Annotated in this window: 10 protein-coding genes; 7 read left to right on the top strand and 3 right to left on the bottom strand. The window is 57.5% G+C overall.

Annotated features, from left to right (window positions below; translation table 11 throughout):
• The first annotated feature begins 94 nt into the window (after nt 1–94).
• The 5 genes from M2497_RS23525 to M2497_RS23505 all read left to right on the top strand — a co-directional run bounded on the left by M2497_RS23525 (nt 95) and on the right by M2497_RS23505 (nt 5,321).
• On the top strand, nt 95–886 hold the full coding sequence (locus M2497_RS23525; RefSeq protein WP_248483556.1) for a methyltransferase domain-containing protein: 792 nt from the start codon (nt 95–97) through the stop codon (nt 884–886).
• Nucleotides 883–1,290 carry a GtrA family protein gene (locus M2497_RS23520; RefSeq protein ID WP_248483554.1) on the top strand — a complete coding sequence of 136 codons (408 nt, stop codon included), beginning with the start codon at nt 883–885 and terminating at the stop codon, nt 1,288–1,290. Before M2497_RS23525 ends, M2497_RS23520 begins: the two co-directional genes overlap by 4 nt.
• A gap of 2 nt (nt 1,291–1,292) precedes the next feature.
• A complete protein-coding gene (locus tag M2497_RS23515) occupies nt 1,293–2,576 on the top strand; it encodes a sugar nucleotide-binding protein (RefSeq protein ID WP_248483552.1) in 1,284 nt (427 codons plus the stop codon).
• Nucleotides 2,566–4,146, top strand: coding sequence for a GMC oxidoreductase (locus M2497_RS23510; RefSeq protein ID WP_248483550.1), 1,581 nt, complete (start codon nt 2,566–2,568; stop codon nt 4,144–4,146). Before M2497_RS23515 ends, M2497_RS23510 begins: the two co-directional genes overlap by 11 nt.
• Before the next feature lie 221 nt (nt 4,147–4,367).
• Nucleotides 4,368–5,321 (top strand): methyltransferase domain-containing protein, encoded by a 954-nt coding sequence (locus M2497_RS23505; protein ID WP_248483548.1) that lies wholly within the window; start codon nt 4,368–4,370, stop codon nt 5,319–5,321.
• A gap of 56 nt (nt 5,322–5,377) precedes the next feature.
• On the opposite strand, the gene M2497_RS23500 is transcribed toward M2497_RS23505, so the two are convergent.
• Entirely contained in the window at nt 5,378–6,166 is a 789-nt protein-coding gene (locus tag M2497_RS23500) for a CPBP family intramembrane glutamic endopeptidase (protein WP_248483546.1), read from the bottom strand.
• A 407-nt stretch (nt 6,167–6,573) separates the two neighbouring features.
• Between M2497_RS23500 and M2497_RS23495 the strand changes: the two genes are divergently transcribed.
• Nucleotides 6,574–7,434, top strand: coding sequence for a DMT family transporter (locus M2497_RS23495; protein ID WP_248483544.1), 861 nt, complete (start codon nt 6,574–6,576; stop codon nt 7,432–7,434).
• 33 nt (nt 7,435–7,467) lie between these two features.
• On the opposite strand, the gene M2497_RS23490 is transcribed toward M2497_RS23495, so the two are convergent.
• Nucleotides 7,468–8,352: a DMT family transporter gene (locus tag M2497_RS23490; protein ID WP_248483542.1), complete on the bottom strand. Its 885-nt coding sequence runs from the start codon at nt 8,350–8,352 to the stop codon at nt 7,468–7,470.
• Between the two features lie 52 nt (nt 8,353–8,404).
• Nucleotides 8,405–10,030: a methyl-accepting chemotaxis protein gene (locus tag M2497_RS23485; RefSeq protein ID WP_248483539.1), complete on the bottom strand. Its 1,626-nt coding sequence runs from the start codon at nt 10,028–10,030 to the stop codon at nt 8,405–8,407.
• Nucleotides 10,031–10,421: 391 nt separating this feature from the next.
• On the opposite strand from M2497_RS23485, the gene aceK reads away from it, so the two are divergent.
• Nucleotides 10,422–12,137 carry a bifunctional isocitrate dehydrogenase kinase/phosphatase gene (gene aceK, locus M2497_RS23480; protein WP_248483537.1) on the top strand — a complete coding sequence of 572 codons (1,716 nt, stop codon included), beginning with the start codon at nt 10,422–10,424 and terminating at the stop codon, nt 12,135–12,137.
• Nucleotides 12,138–12,166 lie beyond the last annotated feature (29 nt).

Genomic DNA, 12,166 nt, shown 5'->3' with positions numbered 1-12,166 from the left:
GGAGAATGGGCAGCCATTTCTCCGCCCTGTCACCGCTTTGTGTCAACCGGCTCAGGCATTCCGATCATCGTAACGTCACTGCGGGAAAAAATTGATGAAGGCACTGAGGGATTTTTTGTCGGACCCATCGCTCAAGACATTGGATGTCGATGGTCCAGAGCGTATGGAGTTGCACGAGAAGGTGCTAGACAACAAACCGATGCTACGCGAGGTTTTTATCGAGTTCCATCATTCGTTCCATCGCCTCGCGGAGCTCTTCTTCAAGGTCCAGGGCTCCGAGATAGAGCTGGGGGCAGGAATTGCACCTATGCGCAATTCCTACCCGCATGTACTGGCCACTGATGTTGTCTCCAGCGACCGGCTGGATATGGCGCTGAATGCTGAGGCCATGAGCTTGGACGATGATTCGGTCAGGGCATTTTATGGCCAGAACTGTTTTCACCACTTTCCTCACCCTGATCGGTTTTTTACGGAGCTACAGCGCACTTTGAAACCGGGAGGTGGAGCGATTTTAATCGAGCCTTACTATGGTCCTTTTTCGGCATATCTCTACAAGCGCCTGTTCAAGTCCGAGGGCTTCGACATGGACTTTGTGTCATGGGAAACGCCGTCCGCGGGCCCGATGAACGGTGCGAATCAGGCCCTCAGCTACATTGTTTTCGTCCGTGATCGCAAGACATTCGAGCTCAAGTACCCTGATCTGGAAATTGTTCATCAGGAGGTGTGCGGCAATTACCCGCGGTACCTGATTTCGGGGGGGCTTAATTTTCGCCAACTGCTCCCAGATTTTCTTATCCCAGTGATTAAAATCGCGGAGAAGTTGCTAAGTCCTTTGAAGCGCATACTAGGGCTTCATCACATTGTGGTCATCAGGAGGAAGTCTTGACCTTCGTCCGTTATGGCACCATTCAAGTGTTAGCCTATGCGCTGGATATGGGCACCTTTTTGCTACTGCTTTGCTTATTCAGTGATCAGGCGGTGTTGGCTAATATTGCTGGCAAGGGTGTCGCCGGTGTATTTGCGTTCTTCCTGCACCGGTATTTCACATTCCAGTCCACGGGATCCAGCGGTAAAGTCCAGGCGCTTCGGTATTTCTCTCTGCTGGCGATCAACATTCCGGTGGCGTCTGCTTTGTTGGGGATTGGTTTGTTTTTTGTCGATAACCCAACCCCTGTGAAGGTTACTTCTGATGTGGCCTGTGTGCTCATGACTTACTGGATCAGCAAGCTATTCGTTTTTCGTTCCAAGCAATACGATCCTGCCCCCTCTGATCACATGCAAGGCCAATAGCAATGAAGCTGCTTATTACCGGCGCTACCGGCTACATTGGCGCGCAATTGGCGTCTCTTGCCCAATCAGAGGGCCATGAAGTCATTGGGGCGACGCGCCAGCCGTGCTCCAAGGCCTACTTGTGGTGCCCTTACGATTTGTCAAAGCCTGTGCCGGTTTTCCCGCCGGGCATCCAGGTTTTTATTCATCTGGCTGCCGATACCTCGACGGGCACCCAGATCAGCCCGGATGATGAAGTCCGTGCGGCTCAAATGCTTATCCGCAGCGCTTATCAGGCCCAAGCAAGGTTCATCTTCATTTCCAGCCAAACCGCTGATGCTGCGGCCCCCAGCGTTTATGGGCAGACCAAGTGGCGTATAGAGCGTGATGTCCTAGCTGCAGGCGGTATTGTGGTACGGCCAGGGCAAGTCTATGGCGGCCCCGAACTAGGCCTCTTCGGAGTGCTGACAACGCTGGTTCGTAGAGTGCCGTTTATTCCCGTATTCGTGCCGGCACCTCGCGTTCAGCCCATCCATGTCGACGACCTTGCCGCCTCCATATTGACCTTGGTCGAGCGACCGGAGATTCGTGGCGACTTATTCAACCTGGGCGCTGTGCAGCCTGTTTCCTTTCATCATTTTCTGAAAACAATTGCGTCAGATCGCGTCCGTGCCGTTCGCCTGCCAGTCCCCGTCCCGGTGGTACTCCTCCGATTGCTGGTGCGGGTACTCGGGCACTCTTTGAGTGCGAAGTTAGGGCTCCAGCGCATTTTTTCGCTTATTGAGCTGCCTTCAATGGATAGTGCAGACTCCCTCGAGCGATTGGGTAGAGTGTTGCGTCCTATGGCGTATGGCATGCATCGGTCTGGCCGGGGGAGTCGCCGTCAGCTTCTTCAGGAAGCGGTTGTGCTCCTGAGCTACTTGCTGAAAAAAGTACCGCATGCAAGCCTGGTTCGTCGGTACGTGAGAGTGCTTGAGCGCGCCGGGAAAAGTAGGCCAACTGTTGCTTCTTGCCTGTTGAGGCGCTGGCCGATACTGCTGACACTTCTCGACAATCAAACCGTTCTGAAGTCGACCCACGGCGAGGGGTTGGCCTGGCGGCTTCAAGTTGCACTCGGCATCGCTGAAGCCAGTCCTCAGGGGGCGCAAGCGTTTCTCGGCACACTGCGCCAGCGTGGCTTCGTTGTTACACTGCTTGCATTGGGAGGGACCACGATCAAGGAGATTGCCTGGATGATGGCGAGTGTTCTGTTACGGCCTTTTGCCTGTCAGTTGTTTCTAGAAAGTGGAAACCCGCGTGAAGCCTGAATTTGATGTGATTATTGTCGGCAGTGGCCCGGCTGGAACTTCGGCTGCCTACCCGTTGGTCAAGGCCGGTCTTAAAGTGCTGATGGTCGATGCCCAAAGCGATCCTGGATCTTTGGCCGCGCCACAGCGTCCGTTTCTGGTTAGCAGGGCGAACGATGAGCAACAGTGGAAGTGGATGATTGGCGAAAACTTTCATGCATTGAATCAGCTGGATGCGGTTTCACCCAAGCTCAAGACGCCCACCCATGCTCATGTATTTCAAGGCTTCAGCGCAAGCAATCGCATTGAATCCGAAAACTTTATCGGCATCGGTTCCCTGGCAACAGGTGGTTTGTCGAACGCCTGGGGGTGTGGCGTCGCGAGGCTGCCTGCCAGCGACTTTTCCGAGGCCAGCATTGATTATGTTGAACTGGAAAAATCCTACGAAACTGTTTCCAGGCGGATAGGTATCAGTGGCCAAGCCAGCGATGATTTGTCGGGCTACTTTGGTCTAGATGACTGGTCACAGCCGCCATTGCCGTTGGATAGGCTACATCAGCGAATGCTTGATAACTACAATCGCCACCGAAAGGCATTTCCTGGCCTGGGGTTTCGGCTTGGGCGCTCCAGGGTCGCGGCCCTGAGTGAGCCTCTTGATGGGCGTCAGGCCTGTGACCTGTCAGGAAACTGCTTGTGGAAGTGTCAGAATCAGGCCTTGTACAGCGCTTCGTTGGAACTGCCAAAGCTCAAGCAATACCCCGGCTTTCATCATGTGCAAAACTTTCTGGTGGGTGACTTTCTCCAGCAAGGCGGCTCCTGGACTGTCACCGATGTTCGCTCTACCCGACGCTTCTCGAGTAAACGACTGCTGCTGGCGGCGGGCACGTTGGCCACGACGAGGCTTGTGCTCAAGCAACTGAATCATTCAGCCCCATTGCCATTGCTGTCATCGCCAACTGCTGCTTTCCTGCTATGGCTACCGAGGCTCCTAGGCAGCCCACGGGCGCCAGGGTTTGGCCTTGGCCAACTCTCTTTTGCGCTGGAGTTGAACGCCACTGCAACAGCCTTTGGTTCGACCTTCAGCACCACCGGCCTCCCAATGACGGAGTTTGTCAGCCGGGTTCCCATGAGTAAGCGCTCCAGCATCGAGTTGCTGAAAAACCTGCTGAGTTCCTGCCTTGTAGGCAATATATTCCTGCCCGGCAACCTGTCCAGTAACACTGCGGTATTACGTCCGGATGGTTTTCTGAAGATCAGCGGTGGTGTGCAGCCGGAAATACCTGCACTCATGGAAGCGGCCGAATCAACACTGCGTCGAATTTATTGGAAAATGGGCGCGATCCTGATGCCAATGAGCTTCACTGTGGGTAAGCCTGGAGCCGATATCCACTATGCTGGAACGCTCCCTATGCGCTCTAAGCCGCGAGTAGGGCAGACGGATAGTTTCGGAGAGGTGGAGGGGTTGTGTGGTGTACATGTGGTTGACGCTGCCTGCCTGCCCACGCTTACCGAGAAGTCCCATACGCTGACCATCATGGCGAATGCGGACCGGATCGGGCGTTCAGTGGTAACGCAACTGCAGCAGGCTTGAAAGCATAAAAACAGGGCCCTGGCGATAATTGAAGCTGGCAACAGGTTTGTGAGTATCTCAATGGCAATCGATATCTCCCAAAATGTTACGGCGACGAACTGTGCAAGTTGTAACCAAGCGGGCCTGAATTATCACTAAGCGCGAAAGGCCATTGTGCTAGCATTCTGGGCTGAATGCGTTCGGAGCCTATTATTCGATTCGCTGTTAAACAATGAGGGATCATGATGTTTTTCAAGACCAAAGCCGCAGCTCTTGGTGCAGACGAAAGCCCTGCTTATACGCTCGATTCATTTCCGCTCCGACCACCGCTTCCTCTTCCCAATGGAGTGTCGAGACAAGAATTGTTCGATTGGTTAAAAGCTGTGCGTGTCGCTGATGCTCCCGATTCGATTGCCAGTTACTGTACTCAGGATTTTGAGCGGTTTGTTCATACCTTCGGTTTGGTTCAGCGAGCGACGTCGAGCGCGACTGGCAACTTGACTGGGCTGGAGTTGGGCGGAAATCCTTACTTCACGACAATGTTGTTGAAGCAGTTCACGCCGATTGATTGGCGCCTTGGCAATTATTTTGGTGACCAGATCCCGAAGGGCGATGCCCATCAGCGCGTGTACATGAGCGAGTTTGGGGCGCTGGATAAGAAAACGCATGTCGACCTGACTTACTCGCATTTCAATATCGAAGAGGATGCCTTCCCTTTTGAATCAGGATCACTCGATATCGTGCTGTTTTGTGAAATTATCGAGCATTTGCTAAACGATCCATGCGCTGTACTCCGGCAGATAAAGCGTGTTCTTCGAGATGACGGAACGCTGGTGTTGACTACACCTAATGTCAATCGCATCGAGAACGTCGCACGCATGATCGTCGGCGCCAACTTGTACGACCCTTACAGTGGCTATGGACCTTATGGGCGCCATAATCGGGAATACAACAAGCACGAACTCTATAATCTACTAACGTATCTCGGGTTCACTATCGACGAGATTTTCACCGCCGATGTACACGATAACGCTACCGGCTCCTACCTCGATCCGGATAAGTTCGGGCATTTAATAAAATATCGAGAGCACGATCTCGGTCAGTATATTTTTATACGGGCCAGGAAGACCGGGGTTGATAAGGGTAAAAAACCCGCGTGGTTGTACAGGTCCTACGATTCGGCCGAGCTTGAGTGAATTTCAATGTCTCGTAATCAATGGGGGCGCTGAGGAGGCTGCCCCCACGTTTTCATTCACGCCAACATCGGATAAACAAACAACCCAAAATGCACCAAGTTCACCCCAAAATGCGTCATAACCGCAGCCCCCAACCCACCAAACCGATACGCCAACCCATACCCCACACCCGCAATGGTTGCCAGTAACGTCCACTGCCACCCCGCGCCAAGATGCACCAGCCCAAACAGCAACGAAGCCAGCAACAGCGCTACGTTGTCGCCATACGACAAGTGTTTGAACCGCCGGCTCAGCCCACCTTGCACGTAGCCTCGAAACAACGCCTCTTCCACCAGCGTGACCAACAGTAAGTTGTTCAGTACCCATAACCACGCCTGCTCTGGCCACTTCGGCGCCCAGTGAGTGATCCCCAGCAGCACTGCTCCACCGAGCGCAACAACAGCAGTCAAGGTTAGCGCCAGCGCTGCCACACAGATCGACAAACGCAACGAGCGCCGCGCCACAATCCACGGGCAGGCCAGCAACAGCCAGAAGCCAATCAGCGGTTTGTCCTGGTTCAAGTACATCGAGAAGGGTACTGCATCTTCGGTGAAACGCTGCGGGGCAATGCCACGCCCGTTGTAGAAGCCGGGCAACCAGTGCATCGCCAGGCTCAGGGCCAATACGATAAACAACCCGTGGCCCAGGTAGCGTGCCCACGGCGTGCGTTGCTGGCGTACGGCGTAGCCGGCAATCAGCAGCAGGGCGACGGACACGCCCGCCAGTACGCCCAATTGCCCGTAGATCAAGGCCAGTAGATAGCCAATCGAAAGAAGCGCCAGGTACAGCCAGGGCAATGCGATCATGGGAAATCCTTGGAAAAAGCTGGGCGGCATTATAGCGACCCGTCCTGCAGGCCCCACATGAAAACTCCTCCATTCATGCCGATTGCAAAACCTATCACCGGCTGGTTATAGTCCTCGCGTCTTCATCCCTTCAAAAGATCAGCCCATGCCAGCTCTCCAGCGCACAGCGGTAGTCGATTCAGCGGTCAACGCTGTGGTCGTGCCGTGCGCGAACAAGCAGCCTGCGCAGATCAGTCACTACCCCCCTCCTGTCGGCAGCACGCCGGTGTACGCAGTCGTATCACCGCCGGGTGTTGGTATTTCGGGCTGATCAGCTGATTGCTGTTCCCGTCTGCCCGCCTGAAAAAAACCTAATGCATTTCAGCGTCTGCTGAATCGGCTTTTTTGCCTGATGACAGGTGGTAACCATGTCTGTTCTTTCGAAACAATCCGTGGCCGCGGCGGCCTCGACGAGCCTGTTTGTCCTGCTGTGGAGCAGTGGGGCGATCTTCTCCAAATGGGGTCTGGCTCACGCGTCACCCTTTGCGTTTCTGCTGATCCGTTTTGCCATTGCCCTTGTGGGCCTGGTGGTGCTGATACCGATCCTCAAGTTGAAACTGCCTCGCCCCGGCAAGCCTCTGTTGTATGCGGCGGCGACGGGGTTGGTGTTGTTGGGGGCCTATCAGATTTTCTATCTGTTGGCCCTGGACCTCAACGTCACCCCCGGCGTGATGGCAACTATCATGGGCGTACAGCCGATCCTCACCGTGGTGCTGATGGAGCGCCAGCGTTCTTTCAGCCGGGTGTTCGGCCTGGGCCTGGGGTTGGCGGGGCTGATCATGGTGGTCTACCAGGGTATCGGACTTTCCGGCATGTCCCTGGCGGGCATGCTGTTCGGGCTGCTGGCCCTGGCCAGCATGACCTTCGGCTCGATCATGCAGAAACGCATCACCGACAACCCCTTGGGCACGTTGCCGGTCCAATACCTGGCGGGGTTGCTGCTGTGTTCGGTGTTTGTGCCGTTCCAGCCGTTTCATTTTGAACACAGCGGCAGCTTCTACCTGCCGGTACTGTGGATGGGCTTGGTGGTGTCGTTGCTGGCCACGCTGTTGCTGTACCGCCTGATCGCCCGGGGCAACCTGGTGAATGTCACCAGTCTGTTCTATCTGGTGCCGGCGGTGACGGCGGTGATGGACTATCTGATCTTCGGCAACAAGCTCGCGATGTTGAGCCTGTTGGGGATGGGGTTGATCATCATCGGTTTGGTGTTTGTCTTCCGTAAGCGTTGACACCGCACTGTAGGAGCCTGGCAAGCCGGGCTCCTACAATTTTCGCGGCCGCAACACCAACCACAACGCCCCCGCAATCAACACCCCGCCATACAGATGCGCCATGGACAACGGCTCATCCAGCAGCAACGCCCCCCACAGCACTCCGAACGGTGGAATCATGAACGTCACCGTCATCGACTTAACCGGCCCGATGGACGTCAGCAACCGGAAGTAAAGAATGTAGGCGAACGCCGTACACACCAGCCCCAACCCCAGCAACGACCCCCACACCTGCCATCCACCCCAACTCGCCGGCGGTTGGCTGATCGCGCTGTAGGCAAAGAACGGCAACAGGAACAACGTAGCGCCGAGCATGCTGCCCAGGGCCGACAGGCGGCTGTCCAAGCCACCACGCTGATCCAGCCAGCGCCTTGCCAGGAACCCGGCAAAGCCATAACAGGTGGTCGCCAGCAAGCAGGCCAGCGCACCCATCAACAATTCCAGGTCAAACGCCACCGGCCCGGCGCGGGTCAGTACCCCCACGCCCAGCAGGCCCAGGCACACCCCGGCGACTTTCGACGGGGTCAGACGTTCGCTGAAAAACAGCCCGCCGATCAGCACACCCATCAACGGCGTGGTGGCGTTGAAGATCGCCGAGTAACCCGCCGGCAGCACCTGGGCGGCGACTGAATACATGGTCGCCGGGATCCCGGAGTTGATCACGCCGAGCAGCAATACAGTCTTGAACTTGCCTTGGAAGTCCCAGCTCACCCGCATCACCGCCAGGATCACCAGCAACCCGGCGGCGGCGATCGACACGCGGAAAAATGCGGTCGGCAGCGTGCCGATCTCCGGCGCGATAATGCGCATGAACAGGAAGCTCGCGCCCCAGATGGCGGCGAGCCCCAGCAAGTACAAGGTGTCGACAGGTCTCACGGAACACTCCTACCTCAATAAGCCGGTGAGTGTTACATGACACTTCTAAGGATTACAGGACAAACCGCGTCACCAGCCCATTCAGGTCTACCGCCAGGCGTGACAGTTCCTGGCTGGCGGCCGAGGTCTGGGTGGCACCGGCGGCGGTCTGGGTGGACAGGTCGCGGATGTTCACCAAGCTGCGGTCCACGTCGCGTGCCACCAGCGCCTGCTGCTCGGCGGCGCTGGCGATCACCAGGTTGCGCTGGCTGATCTGCGAGATGGCCGCGGTGATTTTTTCCAGGGCACTGCCGGCGCTGTTGGCCCGCTGCAGGGTCTGGCCCGCGTGCTCGGCGCTGCTGTTCAGCGCGTCGACCGTATCCTGGGTGCCGCGCTGGATGCCGGTGATCATCTGCTCGATTTCTTCGGTGGAGTCCTGGGTGCGTTGCGCCAGGGAGCGCACTTCATCGGCCACCACCGCAAACCCCCGCCCGGCCTCGCCTGCGCGGGCCGCTTCGATGGCGGCGTTGAGCGCCAGCAGGTTGGTCTGCCCGGCGATGCCGCGGATCACTTCCAGCACCTTGCTGATGTCCTGGGCCTGCACTGCCAGGCCTTCGGCCTTGTTCGAGGCGCCAAGCACTTCGTCGACCAGGTTCTGGATCGAGCTGATGGTTTCGCTGATCTGGTAGTGGCCGTGCTTGCTGTCCTCGTCGGAGGCCTGGGACGCCTCGGCGCTGGACACCGCATTGCCCGCCACTTCGTCCACGGCCGCGCTCATTTCGGTGACTGCGGTGGCGGCCTGTTCGATTTCGTCGTTCTGCGCCTGCAGGCCACGGGTGCTTTGCTCCATCACTGAGCTCATCTCTTCGGCGGCGGAGGCCAGCTGTTGCGCCGATTCGCTGATGCCGCGAATGGTGCCCTGCAACTGCGCCTGCATGGTCGCCAGGGCGTTGAGCAATTGGGCCGGTTCGTCCTTGCCGCTGACGGCAATCGGCTGGCTCAGGTCGCCGCCGGCAATGGTGCGGGCCACGCTCAGCGCCTGGCCGAGCGGGGCGGTGATGCTGCGGGTCAGCAGCCAGGCGAGCAACAAGGTGGCGATCAAGGCGAATACGATGATCAGGCCGACGATCCACTGTGCACTGGAATAGGTCTGTGCGGCTGAATCCACCGCCGTTTCCACGCCGTTCTGGTTGAACACGATCATGTCCTCCAGGCTCTTGTTGAGGATCACACCCTGCGGAGCGAGCCGGCTGTTGAGCAGGTCAATGGCGTCTTGCTGCTGATCCTTGTCCACCAGGGTGACGATCTGTTCGACGAGGGCCAGGTAAGTGTTCACGTTCCCTTCGAGTTGCTTGAGCATCTGGCGTTCTTCGTCGCTGCTGAGCAGGCTTTTGTGATGGTCGAGCAGGGTTTGCAGCTCGCTGCGCTGGCGAGTGATCAGGGCTTTGCTGTTGTCGCGGATCCGCGATTCGTCGGTGGTCGCCAGGCGCAAGGCCTCCAGGCGGATGCTGGCGACAAAGGCCGCGCTGTCGTGGATGTTCTCGATGCTCGGCATCCACGATTGTTCGATGACCAGCGCGCTCTGTCGCAGCTTGGCCATCTGGCCCAGGCCGAACAGGCCCACAATCACCAGCAAGCTGGCCAAAACCCCAAAACTCAGACTGGCACGCAGACCGATCCTCATGTTCCTCAATGACATCTCTATGCTCCTTGGGCGATTAGAACCTGTTCCCGGATCGGTCTTCGGACCTTGTTAGGGTGGGAGAGGGCGCGCTATATATCAAAGTGCCATCAAGGTGGTAATCAGGGTTTCCCTTAGTTGGATCCAAAGATGTATGCGGAGCAGAGTCCCCGGGGGAGTACACGTGTTTCCGGCGCTAAGCAGCAAAGCCGCGTCGTTGTGGGCGTATGGGGAAAACAATGTGCGACTTTTCAGTGCGTTTATTGACCAATTGGTCGAATTAAATAAATTGAAAATAAATGTACGAAATGAACGGAGTTGTACAAGGCTGCACGAAAAATGACCCTTCTCCTGTGTTCGTACACTGGCTAAGCTCAGGGCTTCCCGATGCCCGCTCGAGGTTTCCCGCATGTCGCAATCCGCCCTCGCCATTGCCCAGATGATCCTTGATGGCTTCGACGATTACCGCGAACACTTCCGCCAGATCACCGATGGCGCCCGCGAGCGTTTCGAAAAGGCCCAGTGGCAGCAGGGCCAGGCGGCGTCGGCGGCGCGGATCAATCTCTATGAGGAAAAGGTCACTGAGGTGACCCAGCGGTTGCGTGAGCGCTTCGATGACGCCGCCCTGCTCGACATCGATGCGTGGCCCTTGGTCAAAAGTGCCTACATCGGCCTGATCGACCGGCGCTTTGACGATGAACTCTCCGAGACCTGGTACAACTCGATCTTCTGCGGGCTGTTCAGCCACGACCTGATCAGCGACGGCTGTATGTTCATCCACACCACCCGGCCTAGCCTGCGTCGGGCACGGGCCGCGCAGACGCGCACCTACACCCCCGCCGCGAAAATCCCGGAAATGCTCGCGCAGATCTTTGCCGACTACCGCTTCAGCGAACCCTACGCCGACCTCGCAGGCGACCTTCAACGCCTCGAAACCCAACTGCGGGAAAACCTGCCGGACTGGGTGTGCAAGGACCCGGACCTCAAGGTCGAGCTGTTTTCCTCGGTGCTCTACCGTAATAAAGGCGCTTACCTCGTCGGGCGCATCTACACCCGCGACGAACAATGGCCGCTGGTGATCCCGTTGCTGCACCGCGAAGGGCAAGGTATCCAGATCGATGCGCTGATCACCGACGAAGCCGATGTATCGATCATCTTCTCGTTCACCCGCTCCTACTTCATGGTCGATGTACCGGTGCCAGCGGAATTCATCGGCTTTCTCAAGCGCATCCTGCCGGGCAAGCACATCGCCGAGTTGTACACCTCCATCGGTTTCTACAAGCACGGCAAGTCGGAGTTCTATCGCGCCCTGATCAACCACCTGGCGACCACCAACGATCAGTTCATCATGGCCCCCGGCGTGCGTGGCATGGTCATGAGCGTATTCACGCTGCCGGGCTTCAACACCGTGTTCAAGATCATCAAGGACCGTTTTTCACCGTCGAAAAACGTCAACCGCGCCACGGTGATCGAGAAGTACCGCCTGGTCAAAAGCGTCGACCGGGTAGGGCGCATGGCCGACACCCAGGAGTTCGCCGACTTCCGTTTCCCCTTGAGCAAGTTCGAGCCCGAATGCCTGGCCGAGCTGTTGGATGTGGCGGCGGGCACCGTCGAAGTGGAGGGCGATACCGTGTTGATCCGCCACTGCTGGACGGAGCGGCGCATGACCCCGCTCAACCTCTACCTCGACAACGCCAACCCCGCCCAGGTGCGCGAGGCCCTCGAAGACTATGGCTTGGCGATCAAGCAACTGGCGGCGGCGAACATCTTTCCCGGCGACATGCTGCTGAAGAACTTCGGCGTCACCCGCCATGGCCGCGTGGTGTTCTACGACTACGATGAAATCTGTTTTCTCACAGAGGCCAACTTCCGGCACATCCCGGCGCCGCGTACCCCGGAGGATGAAATGGCCTCCGAGCCCTGGTATTCCATCGGCCCGTTGGACGTCTTCCCCGAAGAATTCCCACCGTTCCTGTTCGCCGACGCCGGCCAGCGCAAGCTGTTCGACGAGCTGCACGGCGAGTTGTACAACGCCGATTACTGGAAGGGGCTGCAGGAGGCGATCCGGGCGGGCAAGGTGATCGATGTGTTCCCGTACCGGCGCAAGGACCGCGATAACGAATGAGGGGGCACGCTTGGGGGCGGTTTTCTGCG

Origin of the sequence: Pseudomonas sp. CYM-20-01 (assembly GCF_023169845.1) — a bacterium.
In the GTDB taxonomy this organism is placed as follows: Bacteria; Pseudomonadota; Gammaproteobacteria; order Pseudomonadales; family Pseudomonadaceae; genus Aquipseudomonas; species Aquipseudomonas azotoformans.
This window is presented reverse-complemented; position numbering and strand designations above follow the sequence as displayed.

Bases quoted from the DNA above. Each gene is read 5' to 3' on its own strand.
- M2497_RS23525 (WP_248483556.1), top strand. From the start codon at position 95: ATGAAGGCACTGAGGGATTTTTTGTCGGACCCATCGCTCAAGACATTG.
- M2497_RS23515 (WP_248483552.1), top strand. From the start codon at position 1,293: ATGAAGCTGCTTATTACCGGCGCTACCGGCTACATTGGCGCGCAATTG.
- M2497_RS23505 (WP_248483548.1), top strand. From the start codon at position 4,368: ATGATGTTTTTCAAGACCAAAGCCGCAGCTCTTGGTGCAGACGAAAGC.
- M2497_RS23500 (WP_248483546.1), bottom strand. From the start codon at position 6,166: ATGATCGCATTGCCCTGGCTGTACCTGGCGCTTCTTTCGATTGGCTAT.
- M2497_RS23495 (WP_248483544.1), top strand. From the start codon at position 6,574: ATGTCTGTTCTTTCGAAACAATCCGTGGCCGCGGCGGCCTCGACGAGC.
- M2497_RS23485 (WP_248483539.1), bottom strand. From the start codon at position 10,030: ATGTCATTGAGGAACATGAGGATCGGTCTGCGTGCCAGTCTGAGTTTT.
- aceK (WP_248483537.1), top strand. From the start codon at position 10,422: ATGTCGCAATCCGCCCTCGCCATTGCCCAGATGATCCTTGATGGCTTC.